At 60.3% G+C, this 21254-nt stretch carries 18 protein-coding genes; 11 read left to right on the top strand and 7 right to left on the bottom strand.

Annotated elements, in window-relative coordinates; genetic code table 11:
* The first annotated feature begins 123 nt into the window (after window positions 1–123).
* The 3 genes from betA to F0169_RS17455 all read left to right on the top strand — a co-directional run bounded on the left by betA (window position 124) and on the right by F0169_RS17455 (window position 4787).
* Window positions 124–1827, top strand: coding sequence for a choline dehydrogenase (betA, locus tag F0169_RS17465; protein WP_152747184.1), 1704 nt, complete (start codon window positions 124–126; stop codon window positions 1825–1827).
* A 201-nt stretch (window positions 1828–2028) separates the two neighbouring features.
* A complete protein-coding gene (locus tag F0169_RS17460; RefSeq protein ID WP_152747183.1) occupies window positions 2029–3471 on the top strand; it encodes a TldD/PmbA family protein in 1443 nt (480 codons plus the stop codon).
* Window positions 3471–4787: a TldD/PmbA family protein gene (locus F0169_RS17455; protein ID WP_058415166.1), complete on the top strand. Its 1317-nt coding sequence runs from the start codon at window positions 3471–3473 to the stop codon at window positions 4785–4787. The genes F0169_RS17460 and F0169_RS17455 overlap by 1 nt, the downstream gene beginning before the upstream one ends.
* Before the next feature lie 49 nt (window positions 4788–4836).
* Here the strand turns inward: F0169_RS17455 and F0169_RS17450 are convergent, their stop codons facing one another.
* A complete protein-coding gene (locus F0169_RS17450) occupies window positions 4837–5244 on the bottom strand; it encodes a lysozyme inhibitor LprI family protein (RefSeq protein ID WP_152747182.1) in 408 nt (135 codons plus the stop codon).
* 346 nt (window positions 5245–5590) lie between these two features.
* On the opposite strand from F0169_RS17450, the gene F0169_RS17445 reads away from it, so the two are divergent.
* The 5 genes from F0169_RS17445 (at window position 5591) to yccS (ending at window position 13173) form a co-directional block, all read left to right on the top strand.
* A complete protein-coding gene (locus tag F0169_RS17445) occupies window positions 5591–6481 on the top strand; it encodes an alpha/beta fold hydrolase (protein ID WP_152747181.1) in 891 nt (296 codons plus the stop codon).
* A gap of 36 nt (window positions 6482–6517) precedes the next feature.
* The gene (mdtD, locus tag F0169_RS17440; RefSeq protein WP_152747180.1) at window positions 6518–7945 is read left to right on the top strand and encodes a multidrug transporter subunit MdtD; all 1428 of its coding nucleotides are present in this window, start codon (window positions 6518–6520) and stop codon (window positions 7943–7945) included.
* 130 nt (window positions 7946–8075) lie between these two features.
* Complete coding sequence (dbpA, locus tag F0169_RS17435; protein WP_235592463.1) at window positions 8076–9413, top strand: ATP-dependent RNA helicase DbpA; 1338 nt, start codon at window positions 8076–8078, stop codon at window positions 9411–9413.
* Window positions 9414–9570: 157 nt separating this feature from the next.
* Window positions 9571–10749, top strand: a complete 1179-nt coding sequence (locus F0169_RS17430) for a BaiN/RdsA family NAD(P)/FAD-dependent oxidoreductase (RefSeq protein WP_152747178.1) — start codon at window positions 9571–9573, stop codon at window positions 10747–10749.
* Window positions 10750–10989: 240 nt separating this feature from the next.
* Window positions 10990–13173, top strand: a complete 2184-nt coding sequence (gene yccS / locus F0169_RS17425; RefSeq protein WP_058415161.1) for a YccS family putative transporter — start codon at window positions 10990–10992, stop codon at window positions 13171–13173.
* Between the two features lie 47 nt (window positions 13174–13220).
* On the opposite strand, the gene F0169_RS17420 is transcribed toward yccS, so the two are convergent.
* Window positions 13221–13958 (bottom strand): substrate-binding periplasmic protein, encoded by a 738-nt coding sequence (locus tag F0169_RS17420; protein WP_122252407.1) that lies wholly within the window; start codon window positions 13956–13958, stop codon window positions 13221–13223.
* A 199-nt stretch (window positions 13959–14157) separates the two neighbouring features.
* Between F0169_RS17420 and F0169_RS17415 the strand changes: the two genes are divergently transcribed.
* On the top strand, window positions 14158–14610 hold the full coding sequence (locus F0169_RS17415) for a GNAT family N-acetyltransferase (RefSeq protein WP_152747177.1): 453 nt from the start codon (window positions 14158–14160) through the stop codon (window positions 14608–14610).
* 171 nt (window positions 14611–14781) lie between these two features.
* Here F0169_RS17415 and F0169_RS17410 read toward each other — a convergent pair whose 3' ends face one another.
* Genes F0169_RS17410 through F0169_RS17400 form a run of 3 tightly spaced genes read right to left on the bottom strand, consistent with a single transcriptional unit; the run spans window position 14782 to window position 17746 of the window.
* Complete coding sequence (locus F0169_RS17410; protein ID WP_058415158.1) at window positions 14782–15078, bottom strand: winged helix-turn-helix domain-containing protein; 297 nt, start codon at window positions 15076–15078, stop codon at window positions 14782–14784.
* A 19-nt stretch (window positions 15079–15097) separates the two neighbouring features.
* Window positions 15098–15598 carry a M48 metallopeptidase family protein gene (locus tag F0169_RS17405; protein WP_058415157.1) on the bottom strand — a complete coding sequence of 167 codons (501 nt, stop codon included), beginning with the start codon at window positions 15596–15598 and terminating at the stop codon, window positions 15098–15100.
* A 42-nt stretch (window positions 15599–15640) separates the two neighbouring features.
* Window positions 15641–17746, bottom strand: coding sequence for a putative bifunctional diguanylate cyclase/phosphodiesterase (locus tag F0169_RS17400; protein ID WP_152747176.1), 2106 nt, complete (start codon window positions 17744–17746; stop codon window positions 15641–15643).
* A 310-nt stretch (window positions 17747–18056) separates the two neighbouring features.
* Here F0169_RS17400 and F0169_RS17395 point away from each other — a divergent pair, with 310 nt between their 5' ends.
* The gene (locus F0169_RS17395) at window positions 18057–18722 is read left to right on the top strand and encodes a polysaccharide lyase family 7 protein (protein WP_152747175.1); all 666 of its coding nucleotides are present in this window, start codon (window positions 18057–18059) and stop codon (window positions 18720–18722) included.
* Between the two features lie 483 nt (window positions 18723–19205).
* The gene (locus F0169_RS17390; RefSeq protein WP_152747174.1) at window positions 19206–19499 is read left to right on the top strand and encodes a fructose-bisphosphate aldolase; all 294 of its coding nucleotides are present in this window, start codon (window positions 19206–19208) and stop codon (window positions 19497–19499) included.
* A 59-nt stretch (window positions 19500–19558) separates the two neighbouring features.
* On the opposite strand, the gene fba is transcribed toward F0169_RS17390, so the two are convergent.
* Together fba and F0169_RS17380 are read right to left on the bottom strand one after the other, a co-directional pair.
* Window positions 19559–20623, bottom strand: coding sequence for a class II fructose-bisphosphate aldolase (gene fba, locus F0169_RS17385; protein ID WP_053128086.1), 1065 nt, complete (start codon window positions 20621–20623; stop codon window positions 19559–19561).
* Window positions 20624–20908: 285 nt separating this feature from the next.
* Window positions 20909–21241 carry an MliC family protein gene (locus F0169_RS17380; protein WP_099234787.1) on the bottom strand — a complete coding sequence of 111 codons (333 nt, stop codon included), beginning with the start codon at window positions 21239–21241 and terminating at the stop codon, window positions 20909–20911.
* Window positions 21242–21254 lie beyond the last annotated feature (13 nt).

The following is a 21254-nucleotide window of genomic DNA, read 5'->3' as shown; positions in this document are numbered from 1 at the left end:
GGGGCAAGCCCCCTCCCACACTGACTGTGTTCACACGTTCAGATGTGCAAATACAGTCAACTGTGGGAGGGGGCTTGCTCCCGATGAGGCCCGACCTGACCACACTTTAAAGAGGGTACATTTATGTCCCAAGAATACGATTACATCATTGTGGGTGCCGGCTCCGCCGGTAACACCCTGGCGACCCGTCTGACCGAAGACGAAGGCGTCACCGTTTTGCTGCTGGAAGCCGGCGGCCCTGACTACCGTCTCGATTTCCGTACCCAGATGCCGGCCGCCCTGGCGTTCCCGCTGCAGGGCCGTCGCTACAACTGGGCCTACGAAACCGACCCTGAGCCACACATGGACAACCGCCGGATGGAATGCGGCCGCGGCAAGGGCCTCGGTGGTTCTTCCTTGATCAACGGCATGTGCTACATCCGTGGCAACGCCATGGACTACGACAACTGGGCCAAATTGCCCGGTCTGCAAGACTGGACGTACCTCGACTGCCTGCCGTACTTCCGTAAAGCTGAAACCCGCGACATCGGCGCCAACGACTGGCACGGCGGCGATGGCCCGGTCAGCGTGACTACGCCGAAAGCCGGCAACAACCCGCTGTTCAACGCCATGGTTGAAGCGGGCGTACAAGCTGGCTACCCGCGTACCGAAGACTTGAACGGCTACCAGCAAGAAGGCTTCGGCCCGATGGACCGCACCGTCACGCCAAACGGCCGTCGCGCCAGCACCGCACGCGGTTACCTGGACACGGCTAAAAAGCGTTCGACGCTGACCATCGTCACCCACGCCCTGACCGACAAAGTGTTGTTTGAAGGCAAGCGTGCCGTGGGCGTGCGTTACCTGATCGGCGCTGCCGAAGAGCGTGTTGAAGCCCGCGCGCGCAAAGAAGTGCTGGTGTGCAGCGGCGCAATCGCCTCGCCGCAACTGCTGCAGCGCTCCGGTGTCGGCCCGGCCAAACTGCTCGAAAGCCTCGACATTCCGGTGGTCCACGACCTGCCGGGCGTCGGCGAAAACCTGCAGGACCACCTTGAGCTGTACCTGCAATATGCCTGCACCCAACCGGTGTCGCTGTACCCGTCGCTGCTCTGGTACAACCAGCCAGCCATCGGCGCTGAATGGCTGTTCAACGGCACCGGGATCGGCGCCAGCAACCAGTTCGAAGCCGGCGGTTTTATCCGTTCGCGCCCGGAATTCGAATGGCCGAACATCCAGTACCACTTCCTGCCGGTGGCGATTAACTACAACGGCAGCAAGGGCGTGCAAGAACACGGTTTTCAGGCGCACATGGGTTCCATGCGTTCGCCGAGCCGTGGCCGCATCCAGCTCAAATCGAAGAACCCGCGGGACTACCCGAGCATCCTCTTCAACTACATGGCCAGCGAGCAGGATTGGCAGGAGTTTCGCGACGGCATCCGCCTGACCCGTGAAATCATGCAGCAGCCGGCGCTGGATCAATACCGTGGCCGCGAAATCAGCCCCGGCATCGAAGTGCAAACGGATGCGCAGCTCGACAAGTTCATCCGCGAACACGCCGAAACCGCGTACCACCCATCGTGCTCGTGCAAGATGGGCGACGATGAAATGGCCGTAGTCGATGGCGAAGGCCGCGTGCATGGCCTGCAAGGCCTGCGCGTGGTAGATGCCTCGATCATGCCGATCATCACCACCGGCAACCTGAACGCGCCGACGATCATGATCGCCGAGAAAATCGCCGACAAGATCCGTGGCCGCCAGCCATTGCCGCGCAGCACCGCCGACTACTACGTGGCAGGCGATGCGCCAGTGCGTGGCAAGCCGATGCGTGAAGTCGGCCCTACCGCGCAGTAACGGTGTCGCTCCCATCGGGAGCAAGCCCCCTCCCACATTTGAAGGTATTCACACATCAAAATGTGCGAGGGGGCTTGCTCCCGGTGAGGCCCGAACAGGCACCTCAACGCCCTCCGCCTGCCTACACTCTCCTTGATCAGCGCCCCGCCCCAGGCCTACTCTGTTGCCTGCCCGCGATGAGCCGCCCACAAGGAAGGCCCCATGTTCGAACACCACGCCACACTCAAAAAGCATTTCAGTGCCCTGCGCACCACCGCTGAATTCTTCTCGCTGCGTTACGTGCGCGAATCCGGCCAATACCTGTCGGTACGCAAAAATGTCGCCGCACCGCCACACTTGAACCACGACGAGGGCGCCATGCTCACCGTGCGTGTCAATGGCGTGGAAGCCTACGCCGCCACCAACGACATCTCCCTTGCCGGCCTGCAAGCCGCCCTCGAACGCGCAGAACAACAAGCCCGGCGGATCTTGCCGCACGCTCTGCTTGACCTGCACACGCAGCCCGTCGCAACTGACGTCGCCGACTACGTGTCGCCCGACCTCGACCAGCCCTTCCCGTCCTTGAGCGACTGCTACCAATTGCTCGGTGACGAGTCTGCGAGCGTGCCCAAAGACCCGCGGCTGGTGAGCTGGGAAGTCAGCCTGGGCACCACCCGCGTCGAACAGATCTACCTCAATAGTGCCGGCGCCGAACTGCGCCAGGCGCAACGCTTTGTTTACCCGGGCGTGAGCGTCACCGCCTTCGACGGCAACGACAGCCAAACCCGCACCTTGGGCGGCAGCAACTTCGGCCAGCAAGGCGGCGCGAACGTGATCAGCCGCTTCGGCCTGGTCGGCGCCGCCAGCACCGTCGCCGACCAGGCCCTGCAATTGCTGCTCGCGCCGAACACGCCGCACGGCCCGCGCGACCTGCTGTTAATGCCCGACCAGATGATCTTGCAGATCCATGAATCCATCGGCCACCCGCTGGAACTGGACCGCATCCTCGGCGATGAGCGCAATTACGCCGGCACCAGCTTTGTGAAGGCCAGCGACTTCGGCCACCTGCAATACGGCTCCAAATTACTTAACGTGACCTTCGACCCGGAGATCCCCGAGCAGCTCGCCAGCTACAGCCATGACGATGACGGCACCCGCGCCAGCAAGCAGTTCCTGATCCGCGACGGGCTGCTGATCAAGCCATTGGGCGGTGCGCTGTCGCAATTTCGCGCGAATATGCCAGGCGTCGCCAACAGCCGCGCGTGCGGCTGGAATCGCCCGCCAATCGACCGTATGGCCAACCTGAACATCGAGGCAGGCGACAAAAGCCAGGCCGAACTGATCAGCGGCATCGAGCACGGTATTTTGATGAGCACCAACCGCTCCTGGTCCATCGACGATGCGCGTAACAAATTCCAGTTCGGCTGCGAATGGGGCCAATTGATCGAAAACGGCGAGCTCAAGGGCGTGGTGAAAAACCCCAACTACCGGGCGATTTCCGCGCAGTTCTGGCGCAACCTCAGCGCCGTCGGCGACGCCAGCACCTTCAAGGTTTTGGGCACGCCGAACTGCGGCAAAGGCGAACCCAACCAAGTCATCCGCGTCGGCCATGCCTCGCCCGCGTGCGTGTTCAGTAATGTCGATGTTTTTGGGGGAGATGCCTGATGAACAACTTCAAGGCACTGGTGGATTGGCTCAAGCAGGCGATCACCGACAAGGAACAATTCCACCTCGGCTTTGCTGCCGAATCATCCGAATTCGTGCGTTTCAACCACGCCAAAGTGCGCCAGGCCGGGCAAGTGCAACAGGCCAGTGTGAACCTCAAGCTGATCAGCGATGGCCGGCATGCCGACCTCGGCATCACCCTCGCCGGTTCGCCGGAACTCGACCGCCAGCGCCTCGCCGATGGCCTGCAACAACTGCGCGAAACCCTGCCGTTACTGCCGCAGGACCCGTACTTGCTGCTCAACCACAACGCCTGGCAAAGCCACAACGAACAGTTGCGACCCTTGCCGGAGCTGGCCAAGGTACTCGAAGCAATACACCAGGCCGCAGAAGGTGTGGACATGGTTGGCTTCTACGCCGCCGGCCCGATCAGCCGTGGTTTTGCCAGTTCAAACGGTGCATTCGGCTGGCATCAGGCCAATAGTTTTAACGTCGATTTCAGCTTGTTCCACGCCAACGGCGAAGCGGTAAAAGCCAGCTACGCCGGGCACACCTGGAACAGCGCCGAGTTCGCCGCGCGCTTCCAACAGGCGCGCGAACAGTTGGAGTTTCTCGGCCGCCCACTGCACAAGCTAGCGCCAGGCCAGTACCGCGCCTACCTCGCGCCGGCCGCACTGGAAGAAATCTTCAGCATCATCACCTGGGGTGGTTTTTCCGCCCAGGCCATCGCCAGCAAGGGCAGTTCGTTGCAACGCCTGTACGCGGGCGAACAGTCGTTGAGCCCATTGGTCACGGTGAACGAGCAGATCAGCGGCTCCTTGAGCCAGGCGTTTTCCACCGAAGGCTACCCGCGTGGTGATGTAACGCTGATCAGCGCGGGCGCAGCCTGCGGCCAACTGATCAACTCGCGCAGCGCAGCCGAATATGGCCTCAGCACCAACGGCGCGAGCAGCGACGAATCACCCAGCGCCCTGCAAGTGGCAGCAGGCAGTTTGGCCCAGGCCGATATTCTCAAACAGTTGGGCACCGGGCTGTACATCAGCAACCTGTGGTACTTGAACTACTCCGACCTGCCGGCGGCGCGCCTGACCGGCATGACGCGCTTCGCCACGTTCTGGGTGGAAGACGGCGAGATCAAAGCGCCGGTCAGCACCATGCGTTTTGATGACAGCGTGTACCAGTTGCTCGGCTCCCAACTCGAAGCCCTGACCGCTGAGCGAGAACTGCTGCTGTCGGCAAGTACCTACAGCCAGCGCAATACAGCCTCCAACTTGCTGCCGGGCGCCCTGGTAAAACGCCTGACACTGACCTTGTAACGGCAGTTACTCCAATGTGGGAGGGGGCTTTCAGCCCCTCCTTAACCTGTTAAGGGATCAGAAGCTTTAAATACTCGGCTCTTTCGGTGCTCATTTTAGCGACGCACAAATTAATTGATATTTCATAGGCAATAACTCCAACTTCAATGTCATTTGCTTCCAATTCACAATTTGTATCTCTTAGCCCAATCCAATTTCGCTGCGACGTTAAGATTCGTTTCTGAATGATGTCGCGTGACGTTGGGTCAAGCTTATATTGCTCTGCAGTTCTGTCGCGCAGCTTCCTGTATTCATTATTTAATGCGGTATCAGATTTCACTTTTTCTGATGTGGAGCACTCAAGCATTTCCTGTGTAAAACTTAAATTGGCGCAGGGCGCAGCTTCCTTGCTAGCGTCTGCCACTGCAAAAGAACTAAGGCCGACCATCAATAAAACCACTACAAATAAATTATTCACTCTGCACCCTCTTTAAATAATTTGCGCGCTGCCTTCCCGCCCCATAGCGGCTGCGGCATCACCCTACGGCATCCCTGCTATGCGGAGTGGGCTGACCATGGGCCTTTAGAGCCATCGGGAGCAAGTCGAATCGTCTCACCGCCCCTCCCACAGTGTTTGTGCTGTTTTCACACACCTCGTTTCGCCCCTTCCTACCGCCCATTCCCATTTAACCCGTCTCCCCGCGCGGCCAGTTGTCGCCTCGAAAAAACCCCGCTATAACGGTTAGTGGCACTCTGCCATCCAACCCGCGTGCGTGCACGTAAAGCATGACCTTGCCCGGGATAGGGCAAGCTGGAGCGTTGACATGAACCATGGAAGTTTTGTCATTCAAAAGCTGTTCAAACACTACAACGTGTACACAGAGCAACTAGGCAACGACCCAACCAAGAACACCGTGCTGATGGTCAATGGCGCACTGTCCACCACCCGCTCCTTTGCCCGCACCAGCAAGTGCCTGGCGCAACACTTCAACGTGCTGCTGTTCGATTTGCCGTTTTCCGGCTACTCCCGCGAGCACAACACTGACTTGGGCCTGGTGACCAAGGACGACGAAGTGCAAATCCTGCGGGCGCTGGTGGAGCGCTTCGAGGTCAACCACTTGGTGTCGGCTTCGTGGGGCGGCATCTCGACATTGCTGACCCTGGCGCACAACCCGCCCTCCATTCAAAGCTCGGTGGTGATGGCCCTGGCCCCCAACCTCAACCAGGCCATGCTCGATTATGTGGAACGTGTGCGCGTGCTGATCGAGGCCGACGACAAGTCCGCGGTCGGCGACCTGCTCAACGAGACGGTCGGCAAATACCTCTCGCCACGGCTTAAACGCAATAACCACCGGCACTTGTCGAGCATGGCCACTAACGAGTACTGCCAGGCGCGCTTTCATATCCAGCAAGTGCTGGCGCTGGGCGATGGCAATTACCTGCCGGCGCTTACCCAAATCGAAACGCCGGTGCATTTTCTCAACGGCACGCTGGACGAATACACGCCCACCGACGAGGCCCAGTTGTTCAAGCGGTATGTGGGGCGCAGCAGCTTTGCCAGTGCCGAACACACCGGCCACTTACTTGACCTTGAGTCGCGCGAGGCGGCGCTGGCGGTGCACCGTGCGCTGTTGGATTTTTTGGTTGGAAAGCACGCTGCGTTGTCAGACCTAGACGAACAGCCAATGGGAAAAGGCGCGACGGATGGCGCATAATCGCCGACACATAGCCTGCTAACAAAAAGGGTTCACATGCCGAATCGCGTCCCTCTCGATGCCAAGACCGCCCGCTGGCTGCCCTGGGTGGTGGCGATTGCCTTCTTCATGCAGTCGCTGGATGGGACGATTCTCAACACGGCGCTGCCGGCCATGGCCCGCGACCTCGCCGAAAACCCGCTGCGTATGCAAGGCGTGGTGATTGCTTACATGCTCACCGTCGCCTTGCTGATCCCGGCGTCGGGCTGGGTGGCCGACCGCTTCGGCACCAAAAAAATCTTCTTCGGCGCGATCATGCTGTTCAGCATCGGCTCGTTGCTGTGTGCGCTGTCCAGCAGCCTGAGCATGCTGGTCGGCGCGCGAGTGATTCAAGGCTTGGGCGGCGCATTGATGCTGCCCGTTGGGCGCCTGGTGGTCTTGCGCGCTTACCCGCGTTCCGAACTGGTGCGCATCATGGGCTTCATTACCATCCCCGGCCTGCTCGGCCCACTGCTCGGCCCGACGCTGGGCGGCTGGATGGTGCAATACCTGACCTGGCACTGGATCTTCCTGATCAACCTGCCGGTGGGCATGATCGGTTGCTACGCCGTGTGGAAACTCATCCCCGACCTGCGCGGCAGCGAGCGCACGCGTTTTGACAGCATGGGGTTTGTGCTGTTTGGCGCGGCGATGGTGTTGATCACCATCGCCATGGAAGGCTTGGGCGAACTGCACCTGCCGCACCTGCGGGTGATGCTGTTGCTGTTCGGCGGGCTGGCGTGCCTCGCGGCTTATTGGCTGCGCGCCGGGCATATCGATAACCCGCTGTTCTCACCGGTGCTGTTCAAGACCCGCACCTTTGCCGTGGGCATTTTGGGTAACCTGTTTGCGCGGCTGGGCAGCGGCGCCCTGCCGTTTCTGGTGCCGCTGCTGTTGCAGGTGGCGCTGGGTTACTCGCCGTCGGAAGCCGGCATGAGCATGTTGCCGCTGGCGGCGGCGGCGATGTTTGCCAAGTCCATCGCGCGCACACTGATCGAGCGCCTCGGTTACCGCGTGGTGCTGACCGGTAACACGCTGTTGCTCGGCATGATGCTCGCCAGTATGGGCCTGGTCAGCGAACACACGCCCTACCCGCTGCTGCTGTGCATGCTGGCGGTTTTGGGGGCGATCAACTCGCTGCAATTTACCGCGATGAACACCGTCACCCTGATCGACCTCGACGACGCCCAGGCCAGCAGCGGCAACAGTTTGCTCTCGGTGGTCGCACAATTGTCCCTCAGCCTTGGGGTGGCCTGCGCCGGTGCGCTGCTCGGCGGGTTTACCCTGGAAACCGGCAACGACGGCGTCGAAAGCGTATTGGGCGCCTTCCAGTTAACCTTCCTCACCGTGGGCATCATGGCGATGCTGGCGGCGGCGATCTTCTTGCAACTGTCGCCAACCGACGGCAAACGGGCAGTCAGCCGCGAGCACGACATCGAGCATTAACCGGCTTCTCGTCTAGAACTTGCGGGGAAAATCCCACAGGGCTGGTACACTGCGCGACATTTTGTTTTGCAGAGCCAGTCCCGTGACTACCATCGCCACCGCTTTTAATACTTTGCCGCTCTCCGCCGCCATGTTGGCTAACCTCGACTCGCTGGGTTATGTCGAGATGACGCAGATCCAGGCGCAAAGCTTGCCGGTGATCCTCAAGGGACTGGACCTGATTGCCCAGGCCAAGACCGGCAGCGGCAAAACCGCCGCCTTCGGCATCGGCCTGTTGAACCCGATCAACCCGCGCTACTTCGGCTGCCAGGCGCTGGTCATGTGCCCGACGCGTGAGCTGGCCGACCAGGTCGCCAAGGAAATCCGCCGTCTGGCCCGCGCCGAAGACAACATCAAGGTGCTGACCCTGTGCGGCGGCGTGTCCCTCGGCCCGCAGATCGCTTCGCTGGAGCATGGCGCGCACGTTATCGTCGGCACCCCCGGCCGTATCCAGCAGCACCTGCGCAAAGGTTCGCTGGTACTGGACGGCTTGAACACGCTGATCCTCGACGAAGCCGACCGCATGCTCGACATGGGTTTCTACGACGCCATCGAAGACATCATCAGCAAAACCCCGGCACGCCGCCAAACCTTGCTGTTCTCGGCCACCTACCCGGTGAGCATCAAGCAATTGGCCTCCAAGTTCATGCGTGCGCCGCAACAGGTCAAGGCCGAAGCGTTCCACTCCGATGACCAGATCGAGCAGCGCTTCTACGAGATCTCGCCGGAAGAGCGCATGGACGCCGTGACCAAAGTGCTCGCGCATTTCCGCCCGGCCTCTTGCGTCGCCTTCTGCTTCACCAAGCAGCAAGTGCAGGAAACCGTGGATCACCTGACCGCCAAGGGCATTTCCGCCGTCGGCCTGCATGGCGACCTCGAACAGCGCGACCGCGACCAGGTACTGGCGATGTTCGCCAACCGCAGCACCTCGGTGCTGGTGGCGACCGACGTTGCCGCGCGCGGTTTGGACATTGACTCGCTGGACATGGTGATCAACGTCGAACTGGCCCGCGACTCTGAAATCCACATCCACCGCGTCGGCCGTACCGGCCGCGCCGGTGAGACCGGCATCGCCATCAGCCTGGTGGCGCCGTCCGAAGCGCACCGCGCCCAAGCCATCGAGCAATTGCAAAAATCGCCGTTGAACTGGGACCAACTGGACAACCTCAAGCCACAAAGCGGCGGCCCACTGCTGCCGGTGATGAGCACCTTGTGCATCGGCGCTGGCCGTAAAGACAAGGTTCGCCCAGGCGACATCCTTGGCGCACTGACCGGTGAAGCCGGCATACCGGGTGCCCAGGTCGGCAAAATCGCAATCTTTGACTTCCAGGCCTTTGTGGCCGTAGAGCGCGGGATCGCTAAACAGGCGCTGCAGCGCTTGAATGACGGCAAGATCAAAGGCCGTTCGTTGCGCGTGCGTATCCTGTAAAGCGCTCCCCTTCAATGGAGGCCTAATGTGGGAGGGGGCTTGCTCCCGATGAGGGTATTTCAGCCACCTGATGTGTGGCTGAACCACCGCCATCGGGCGCAAGCCCCCTCCCACATTTGCCTGTATTCCAATTCAGCACTTGTATGAGGACACCGTTTTGCGCTCGACCGAAGTTGTGATCATTGGCGCCGGCGCCGCAGGCTTGATGTGTGCACTGACCGCCGCCGGGCGTGGGCGCAAGGTGATGTTGATCGACCACGCGAACAAGGCCGGCAAAAAGATCCTGATGTCCGGTGGTGGCCGCTGCAATTTCACCAATATGTACACCGAGCCTGCCAACTTCCTTTCGCACAACGCGCACTTCTGCAAATCCGCGCTGGCGCGTTACACCCAGTGGGATTTTATCGCGCTGGTGGCCAAGCACGGCGTGCCGTACCACGAGAAAAAACTCGGCCAGTTGTTCTGCGATAACAAGTCGAGCGACATCCTCGGCATGCTGCTGGATGAATGCATCCAGACCGGCGTGAACATTCATCTGGACACCTCGATCGAGGAAATCGCCAAGCTCGAACGTGGCTATAAGTTGCAGACCACGCTGGGTGAGCTGCGCTGCGAATCACTGGTGATCGCCACCGGCGGCTTGTCGATTCCGACCTTGGGCGCCACCGGTTTTGGTTATCAGGTCGCCAAACAGTTCGGCCATGAACTGCTGCCGACCCGCGCCGGGCTGGTGCCGTTCACCATCACCGACCAACTCAAAGACCTGTGCGGCGAGTTGTCCGGCACCTCGGTGGACTGCCTGGTCAGCTGCAACGACCAGAGCTTTCGCGAGAACCTCCTGTTTACTCACCGTGGCCTCAGCGGGCCGGCGATCTTGCAGATTTCCTCTTATTGGGAACCCGGCGACACCGTCGAAATCAACCTGCTGCCCGACCACGACGCGCACACTTGGCTGCAACAGCAACAAGTGGAGCGCCCCAACAGTGAGCTGAAAACCCTGCTGGGTGAAATCTTCACCAAGAAGATGGCCAACCTGCTGGCCGACAGCTGGTTCGCGTCCAAACCGATGAAGCAGTACACCCACGCGGAAGTGGCTGACATCGCGCAAAAACTCGGCCGTTGGCAACTGGTGCCGGCGGGTACCGAGGGCTACCGCACGGCCGAGGTGACGCTGGGCGGCGTTGATACGCGGGAAGTGTCGTCCAAGACCATGGAATCGCTGAAAAGCCCGGGCTTGTACTTTATCGGTGAAGTGCTGGATGTGACCGGTCACCTCGGCGGGTTCAATTTCCAGTGGGCGTGGGCTTCGGGTTACGCCGCCGCGCAATACGCCTGAAGATAGATGTACCCGATCAAACTGTGGGAGGGGGCTTGCCCCCGATAGCGGTGCCTCAGTCAGTACATGTATTGCCTGAACCACTGCCATCGGGAGCAAGCCCCCTCCCACATTAATTGCATTCCATATCTGGAGTGCAGTGCCTGGAATATATTTTGCCCATCGATGTGATCGCCACGCTTGCCGTGGCGTCTTTGATAGCTCAATTTAGCGGCATCGTCCCGGAAGACTCCAGACTTCATGTCATCGACCTCGTTCAAGCAGTCCATGCGGCGCCTGTGGGCGCTGGATAAATTCAGTTACAGCGTGCGCGTGTTCATCGCCCTCACCGGCAGCATGGCGCTGTGCTGGTATCAGGACGAGATGGCATTGCTGATCCCGCTGTTCCTGGGGATTATCGCCAGCGCGCTGGCCGAGACCGATGACAGTTGGCAAGGCCGCCTGAATGCCCTGGCGGTGACGCTGGTGTGTTTCAGCATTGCCGCGCTGTCGGTGGAGCTGCTGTTCCCGTACCCGTGGTTTTTCGCAATTGCCCTCGCCCTGGCCAGCTTCTGCCTGACCATGCTCGGGGCGCTGGGCGAACGCTATGGCGCAATCGCTTCGGCAACATTGATTCTGTCGGTGTACACCATGATCGGCGTCGACCAGCGCGGTGACGCCTTCACCGACTTCTGGCACGAACCGTTGCTGCTGGTGGCCGGTGCCGCATGGTACGGCGTGCTGTCGGTGCTATGGCAGGCGCTGTTTTCCAACCAGCCGGTGCAGCAAAGCCTGGCGCGGTTGTTTCGCGAATTGGGGCGTTACCTCAAGCTCAAGTCCTCACTGTTTGAACCGATTCGCCAGTTGGATGTGGAAGCGCGCCGCCTGGAGCTTGCCCAGCAAAATGGCCGGGTAGTTGCAGCGCTGAACGCGGCAAAAGAAATTATCCTGCACCGCGTGGGCAATGGTCGCCCCGGCTCGAAGGTCAGTCGCTACCTGAAGCTGTATTTTTTGGCCCAAGACATTCACGAACGCGCCAGCTCGTCCCACTACCCTTACAACGCCCTGGCCGACGCGTTCTTTCACAGTGACGTGTTGTTCCGCTGCCAGCGCCTGCTGCGCCAGCAAGGCAAAGCCTGCCAGACGCTCGGCGAATCAATCCAACTGCGCCAGCCGTTCATTTATGACGACAGCTTCGCCGAAGCGCTGGGCGACTTGAACGCCTCGCTGGAACACTTGCGCATCCAGAGCAACCCGGCCTGGCGCGGCTTGCTGCGTTCGTTGCGTGCCCTGGCCGCCAACCTGTCGACCCTCGACCGCCTGCTCGGTGACGCGAGCAACCCCGACGCCCTCGCCGACGCTACCGACAGCAACCTGCTCGACCGTGCGCCGCGCAACCTCAAAGAAATGTGGACGCGCCTGCGCACGCAACTCACGCCCACCTCGCTATTGTTCCGCCACGCCCTGCGCCTGGCCCTGGCACTGACCATCGGCTACGGCACGCTGCACGCGATCCACGCCTCGCAAGGTTATTGGATCATCCTCACCACCCTGTTCGTCTGCCAGCCCAACTACGGCGCCACCCGACGCAAGCTCGGCCAGCGGATCATCGGCACCGCCATCGGCCTCACCGTCGCGTGGGCGCTGTTCGACCTGTTCCCGAGCCCGCTGGTGCAATCGATGTTCGCCATCGCCGCTGGCCTGGTGTTCTTCCTCAACCGCACCACGCGCTACACGCTGGCCACGGCGGCGATTACGCTGATGGTGTTGTTCTGCTTCAACCAGGTGGGCGATGGCTACGGGCTGTTCCTGCCGAGGCTGTTCGACACCCTGATCGGCAGCCTGATCGCGGGCCTCGCGGTGTTCCTGTTCTTGCCCGACTGGCAAGGCCGTCGCCTGAACAAGGTGCTGGCGAACACCCTGACCTGCAACAGCATTTACCTGCGCCAAATCATGCAGCAATACGCCGCCGGCAAAAGCGACGACCTCGCCTACCGCCTGGCCCGTCGCAATGCGCACAACGCCGATGCGGCGCTGTCGACGACACTCGCGAACATGCTGATGGAGCCGGGCCACTTTCGCAAAGAAGCCGATGTGGGCTTTCGTTTCCTGGTGTTGTCGCACACCTTGCTCAGCTATTTGTCGGGGCTGGGGGCGCACCGCGAAACCCTGTTGCCGGCCGAAGTGCGTGAGCACTTGATCGACGGCGCCGGCAATACCCTGGCCGCGAGCATCGACGAGATCGCCACGGCGCTGGCCAACAAACAGCCGATCGCGATTCAGAGTGACGCCGAAGAAGCCCTGGCGGCGGACCTTGAGCAGATGCCGGATGAGATCGATGAAGGGCAGCGGTTGGTGCAGACGCAATTGGCCTTGATCTGCCGGCAGTTAGGGCCGCTGCGCACGCTGGCCGCGCACCTGATCAAAGATACCCGCGCGGCTTAGGCCGCCCTCGGGCGCAAGCCCCCTCCCACATTTGGCCCGCAAGAACACTACATTCCGTGCGCCTTCATCAACCGCGCATAACTGCCATCGAGCTTCATCCTGGCAATCTCGCGGTCAAAACCGGCGACGATCTGCTCATGCTCGGGGTTCTTCAGGCTGACCAGAATATGCAGGCTGTTTTCACTCAGCGGCGTCGGCAAAAACTCCACCGCATTACGCACCTTCAGCGACTCGCGCGCGAGGTAGTAGCGGGCCACATATTCATCTTCCAGCGTTAGCCTTACGCGCTGCGCCGCAAGCATGCGCACGGCCATGGCGAAGTTATGCACAGGTACTTTTTGCAACTGCTCATCTTGGTCGAATGCCGCCGAATAGGCATACCCGCGGACCACGGCGATGGGCTCGCCGTGCAGCTGCTGCAAATTCTGATACTCGATAGGGTCTTCAACGCGCTTGATAAAACGCACACGATTAACCAGGTACGGTTCGGAAAACTGCCCCAACTGCGTACGCGCAGCGTCATACCAGGCGTTGACCAGCACGTCATAGCGGCCATCGCCCACGCCCAGCAACGCACGCGCCCAAGGCACCTGTTCGAAATCACTCGCGTAGCCGGCGCGCGCCAAGGCCGTGCTGACAATATCGGTGGCCAGGCCGCCGTTGATCAAGGTGGCATCGGTAAAAGGCGGCCATGCATCCGCGACCAGGCGCAGGCGCTGCGCGAACGCTGGCTGGGCCAGCAACAACACTGCGATCAAAGCAACGGCACGAGAAAATCGCGGCATGCTCAAGGTCCTTGGCGGGGCAGGTGATGGCCTTATAACAATAGCTCATCAATAATCCTGTACTGCAGATTACACAAAGAAGTCAGCGACGACTGAACTCAATGATGGCGATATGACGCCACTCACACAATTGCCGAATTTAGACAGCGAGGCACGCTGCGCTTACTATCGGCAACCGTCACTCAGAAGAGATCACACCATGAGCGTTGAATGGGTCTGCAAACATCACGATGAGCTTGGCAAGGAACAGTTGTACGCGATTTTGCGCCTGCGCAGCGACGTCTTCGTTGTCGAACAGAAGTGCGCTTACGCGGACCTCGACGGGCAGGACCTGTCGGGCGACACCCACCACCTGATGGCCTGGAACGATGACGCATTGGTGGCGTACTTGCGCCTGCTCGACCCGGAGTCTCAGGGCGGCGATGTGGTGGTGGGTCGAGTGGTGGTGGCGCCGGTGGCACGCGGCACCGGGCTGGGCCATCAGATGATGCAGGAAGCGCTCACGCGCATTGCATCTATCTGGCCAGAAATGCCGATTTTTCTGTCAGCCCAAGCGCATCTGCAGGGGTATTACGGGCGGTACGGTTTTGTGGTGGCGGGCGAGGAATACCTGGAAGACGATATTCCCCACATCGGTATGCGCCGCCTCTGAGGGCGCCATCGGGAGCAAGCCCCCTCCCACAGTTGAATGTGTTCACACATTGAATGGGGTGGCTGTGCTGAAGCCATCGGAGCAGGCTCTTTCTCATATTTTGACTGTGTTCACACATCCACTGTGGGAGGGGGCTTGCTCCCGATGGCGGCAGGCCAGTCACCGCAGAACTCAGGGGTAACCCAAAACCTGCTTGATCGACGCCAGATTCGCCTCGATCCAGCCCCGATCAATCGCGCCCCAGCTACGAATCCGATAGTGCCCCGCATGGTTGCGGGCGCCGTCTTCCTGCTCGAATTCGCACACAATATCCAGGTCGGCCAGTGCGGCAATGGTGTCCTGCGCCGTGCGCCGGGGCATGCCGGTGGCCTCAGTCAACGCCGGCACGCTGCTGGCCTGCTGGCTGTCAATCAAGTACGCCACGTACAGGCGGCGGTAAAAACTGCTTTTGGTCTTGCTCACGTCCATGGTCTATCGCCTGGTGAGGTTAGGGCTTGCCCTGCAAATCGCGATACGTGAGGTACACCCGCAGGTCGAATTCCACCTGATGGTAGCCCGGCATCATGTACTCGCAGAGTTTATAGAACGCCTTGTTGTGGTCCGACTCTTTGAAGTGCGCCAGCTCGTGCACCACGATCATGCGCAAAAATTGCGGCGCGGCCTCTTTGAACAACGCGGCAATGCGAATCTCTTTCTTGGACTTGAGATTACCGCCCTGCACCCGTGAAATCGTGGTGTGCAGGCCCAAAGCGCGGTGGGTCAGGTCGAGGCGGTTGTCGAAGAGTACTTTGTCGATGGCCGGCGCGTTACGCAGGTGTTCCTGCTTCAAGGCCAAGGCGTAGCTGTACAGCGCTTTATCACTCTGCACCGCGTGGCGCTCGGGGTAACGCTGATCCAGGTACGCGCCCAACTGGTCCTTGGCGATCAGTTGGCGCACTTGCTCCTGGAGGGCTGCGGGGTAGGCCTGGAGGTATTTCAGCGCGGTCATGGGGTCTGCAACAGGGTTCGAAAGGCCGCCAGTGTAGCGAATTCAAAGCAGACGGGGGCGAGACCAGGCGGCCAATTCCTCGGCCATCAGCGGTTGCGCCGCCCACGGCCCCTGAATAAACGAGCAACCATTGGCTTTGAGCCACTGCGACTGTTCGAGTGTTTCCACACCTTCAGCGATCACCAACACATCAAAATGCCCGCACAACTGGATAATACTGCGGGCCATCGCCGCGTCCCGCACCGAGCCAGGCAAGCGCGCGACCAGTTGCGGGTCCAGCTTGAGCGTATCGAACTCCAGGTCACGCAGATGGGCCAGTGAACAGCGGCCCAAACCGAAGTCATCGAGGGCAATACGCACCCCAAGCTGACGCAATAACTTGAGCTGCTTGTTGGCCTCATCCACGTTGTTCATGAGGCTGTCTTCGCTGATTTCCACCTCCAACTGCCGCCCCTGTAACCCATGTCGCTCGATGACCTGCTGCAGTTGGCTCGCAAGGTTAGGCATATTAAATTGGCTGCTGCTCAAGCTCACGCTCAACACCAGGTCTTCGTCAAAGGTGCTGTGCCAGGCCTGGCGCTGCGCCGCCACTTGCTGGTAGATCCAGGTGCTCAACTGGCTGATCAGCCGCGCCTCCTCCAGCAACGGTAAAAACAGGCCCGGCGGCACGTCACCGACACTCGGGTGCTGCCAGCGCAACAGCGCCTCGACGCCGCGCAAACGGCCGTCATCCAGCGACACCTGCGGCTGGTACACCAGGGTGAAATCCTTGTTCTGAATGGCACTGCGCACGCTGTCTTCGAGCATCAGGCGTGAACGCGCGCGGCCGTTCATTTCCTGATCGTAATAGCGATATTGCTGACGCCCCGCGCGCTTGGCTTCGTACATGGCAATATCCGCTGCGCGCAGCAGGCCATTCAAGTCCGAGCCGCAGTCCGGGAACGTCGCAATGCCGATGCTGGCACCGAGCATCACATCCAAACCATCGACCTGCTGACACACCGACACGCGCTCGATCAGCTTCTCTGAAATCTTTGCCGCCTGTTCCGGGAACTCCAGCTCCAGCAACGCGGTGAACTCATCCCCGCCCATACGCCCCAAAATGTCGTAGGAACGCAAACACGCCTGCATTTGTTCCGACACCCAGCGCAACACCCGGTCGCCCGCGTCATGGCCCAATGTGTCATTGACGCGCTTGAAGCCGTCGAGGTCCAGGTACAGCAACACCAGCGACAGCCCGTTGCGCTCGCTGCGCAATAAGGTGTTCTCCACCGCCTGGTGGAAGCCGCGCCGGTTCAGCAGCCCGGTCAACGGGTCGGTAACGGCCTGGAACTCCAGTTGCTGGTGCAGGTGGCGCACCTCGGACATGTCCAGCACCGTCACCACCATGGCCTTTTGCTCGGCGGGCAATGGCGCGCAGGACAAAGCCACCGGCACCTGCTGGCCGCGACCCGTGCGCAAAATGGCGTCGTGCTGGCGCCACGTCTGCCCCTTGCGGTACGCCTCGAACATCGGGAAACCCAACCAGGTGGGCACATGCGGCTTTTGCAGGAAACTCAGGAAGCTCTCGCCCTGCAACTCCGCCATGGTGGCATTGAGTAACCGGGAAATGGCGGGGTTGGCGTACTCGATCACACTGCCCTCGCCCACCACCAGAATGCCCTCGGCGGCGTTGTCGAGCACCGAGGCATTAAACGCGCGGGCCGATTCCAGGTCATGGCTCAGGCGCTGCAAGGCCCGGCGGTTGCGCTGCTGCTCCAGCAGGGCCTGCACCTTGGGCTTGAGGATATTCGGGTCAAAGGGCTTGAACAGGTAGTCGATCGCACCGCTGGCGTAGCCTTCCAGCACGGCGGCGGAGGACTGGGCATGGGCGCTCAAAAAGATAATCGGCGTCATACGCGTACGCTGGCTGCCGCGCATCAGGCGCGCCACTTCAAAACCGTCCATGCCGGGCATGCGCACATCCAACAGCACCAGGTCGATTTCGTGCGCCAGCAGTAACTCCAGGGCTTCGAGACCGGAACTTGCGGTTATGACGCGCCAGTCTTCACGCTGCAAAAGCGCACGCATACTGCTGAGGTTTTCCGGGTAGTCATCGACTACCAGAAGAACCGAACTGCCATCGCCGTGGTGTGAAGCGCAATCCATGCTACGTCTCTTCCTAAAGGAACTACACCGGCTACTTCTGATAACAAAACCGGACAAACCCTGAGGGCTAACTCTAGCCCCGGTTCTAAAAAATCAGAAGTGACCTCAGTGCCATCATTGCGCCAAAGTTCAGGAAGCCGACTAACGGTCAACCTCTACAGCCCGCGGTTCATGGGAAACATGGCTTTTTGACACTCCTCTGACGCCAATAAATTGCCACGCAATGTTTAACAAGCCGGTGAGCACCGCCTATAAAGAAACAGTAAGGCCTGCGGGCCAAAGCCTTCACCCTCTGTAAAAGGCCAACACCATGATCGACCTTTCCACCTGGAACCTGAGCATTCCGGTCGGCTCCCCGCCCACGACAATCGACACGCCGAAACTGCTTAGCGGCTTCAAGGACCAATATTTCCAGGCCGAAGGCAGTGACGTGCAATTCTGGACGCCGGTGACCGGCACCCGCACCGAAAACGCCGTTTACCCACGCAGTGAACTGCGCGAAACCTACCCCAACGGGCGCTTGCGTAATTGGACCTACCCCGAGGCCGACAACTACCTGCGCGCCACCCTGGCCGTGACCCAAGTGCCGTCCTCCGGCAAAATCGTCATCGGCCAAATTCACGCGTATGACAGCCAAAAGCCGCTGATCAAACTTGAGTACCAATTCAAGGAAAAAACCCAGACCGGCAACATCGTCGCCAAAGTGCGCATGCGCCCGGATGAAGCGGAAGGCCGCGTGATCATCGTGGCCTCCAATGTGCCGTTGACGACGAGCTTCACCTACGTCATCAACCTCAATAAAGCCGGGCTGTTGAGTGTCGAGGCGGCCGACGGGCAGTGGAACGAGCGCATCGGCGCCGCGTGGGGCGACAAACCGTTGTATTTCAAGGCGGGGGCGTATGTGCAGGACAACAGTGGCGACACCAAGGAAGGCGCCCGCGTGACGTTTGCCAAGCTGGACATTGATCACGACTAAGCGCATTGGCCGCCATTTGTGTAGGCCATGTCCTATAAATACAAGGACCATTCCCTCAGCACAGTCACCCCTGTGGCAGGGGGCTTGCTCCCGATAGCGGTGGGTCAGCCACTTGATGCATGGGCTGGCCCACCGCCATCGGGAGCAAGCCCCCTCCCACAGTTGTTTTGTGTGGGCTGAGCAGGCAGTGTTGGTCCTACACGACCGTTGCGGCGGATCAGGTCGGCGCTTATAGTTCGCGCCGTCGCTGGCATTCATCAGCGACAGGGTTTCGCAGCCCTAACGATACGTGTGTAACCAAGCATCATGAATGCAACGACGGCGCTTCTGCGTTCGGCGTTTACTTTATGGTGGCTGTGTGTGGGAGATCTTCGGATCTGCCGGGTTCCTCGTATCCTCGGTCTGCGAACCCGCACACAGCTGCCACCCATTCGTTTCGCAGCGAACGGCGGTAGTCCTTTTTAGATACGAGGAGTATTTGCCATGACAACCCAACTGCCGCCCCGCCGCTTCTATCCGTGCGCGCAAACCGCCACCGACTCCCCCGTGCTGTTAATCGACAGCGAAGCCCCATTGCCGGACCTGCACGCCTGCCTGCGTGAACGCCTCAACGCAGCCGTTGAACACCTCAACCTGATGGCCTGCTCCAGCCTGCCGGACTTCGCCGAGCGCGACCTGAACAACGTGGCCAACACCGCACGCATTCTGGTGCAGGACGTGAGCGATGTGTTCCGCGTGATCGAACAGCGTGGTTTGGATACGCCTGACGCAGCCTGATCAAATCTCACCCACAAAAAAGCCCGCATCGCTGCGGGCTTCTTTTGAACACCTAAGGCTTAGTTCACCTTGGCGTTCAACTCACCTTTCAGGTAACGCTGGTACATCGCTTCCAGCGAGACCGGCTTGATCTTCGACGCATTGCCCGCCGTACCAAACGCTTCGTAACGTGCGATACACACGTCGCGCATGGCGGTGACGGTGGCGCCGAAGAATTTACGCGGGTCGAATTCGCTTGGGTTAGTGGCCATCAGGCGACGCATTGCGCCGGTGGACGCCAAACGCAGGTCGGTGTCGATGTTGACCTTGCGCACGCCGTACTTGATGCCTTCAACGATTTCTTCAACCGGCACGCCGTAGGTTTCTTTGATGTCGCCGCCGTACTGGTTGATGATCGCCAGCCACTCTTGTGGCACCGAGGAAGAACCGTGCATCACTAGGTGGGTGTTAGGGATGCGTTTGTGGATTTCCTTGATGCGGTCGATAGCCAGCACGTCGCCGGTCGGCGGCTTGGTGAACTTGTAGGCGCCGTGGCTGGTGCCGATGGCGATAGCCAGGGCGTCAACCTGGGTCTTCTTGACGAAGTCCGCGGCTTCTTCCGGGTCGGTCAGCATTTGGCTGTGATCGAGCACGCCTTCGGCGCCGATGCCGTCTTCTTCACCGGCCATGCCAGTTTCCAGCGAACCCAGGCAGCCCAGTTCGCCTTCAACCGAAACGCCGCAGGCGTGAGCCATGGCCACGGTTTGTTGGGTCACGCGTACGTTGTATTCGTAGTCGGTTGGGGTCTTGCCGTCTTCGCCGAGCGAGCCGTCCATCATCACCGAGCTGAAGCCCAGCTGGATGGAGCGCTGGCACACGTCAGGGCTGGTGCCGTGGTCCTGGTGCATGCACACCGGGATGTGCGGGAATTCTTCGATGGCAGCGAGGATAAGGTGACGCAGGAACGGGGCACCGGCGTATTTACGCGCGCCGGCCGAAGCCTGGACGATCACGGGGGAGTCGGTCTTGTCAGCGGCTTCCATGATGGCGCGCATCTGCTCAAGGTTGTTGACGTTAAAGGCTGGGACGCCGTAGCCGAACTCGGCTGCGTGGTCCAGCATTTGACGCATGCTGATAAGTGCCATTGTGTTGTCTCTCCCGATCGAGGGTCGTTAATCGTGCAAGCCTGCCGTAGCGGCGGCTGCTATTCAAGTTATTGCAGATCAAGGGGTTAAGGCTTGGCCTGCTGAATCGTTTTTTCTATGTCCGGCTCACGCTTATGCCAATTTTGGAACCGGATTTAATGTGGGAGGGGGCTTGCTCCCGATGGCGGTGGGTCAGCCACCACCGTCATGGACTGATAGATAACCATCGGGAGCAGGCCCCTCCCACACTTCAAATCTCAATGACATCAGAGATCGTGTTCGGTATTACTGAGCCTTACACCCGCGCCCAATCAAATCATCGGTGGCGACCCAGTAAATCAGGCCTTCCTCACCTTTGGTGTGAAACGCCAACTGGTCGTTGCTGTACAGCACGCCCGAGGCGGCAACGTCTTGTTTAAGGCGATACACCGGGTCAGCCCCGCCGAGGCGCACATCCACCTCGCTGTGGGCCGCATTGGCAAAGCGCCAGTTGACTTCGGCCTTGCTGTCACAGGTCCAGGTGGTCCACGTGCCTTGCGGCTCTGCCTTATTGAACAGGTTCATGCTGCTGCAACCGGCCAACAAGGCCAGTGCTGCCAGGGCGAAAACGCCTTTCATTGCCAATCCTCGA

The sequence above is a fragment of the Pseudomonas kitaguniensis genome (assembly GCF_009296165.1).
Lineage (GTDB): Bacteria > Pseudomonadota > Gammaproteobacteria > Pseudomonadales > Pseudomonadaceae > Aquipseudomonas > Aquipseudomonas kitaguniensis.
Note: the sequence above shows the minus strand (reverse complement) of the source record. Positions and strands in the feature narration are given on the sequence as shown.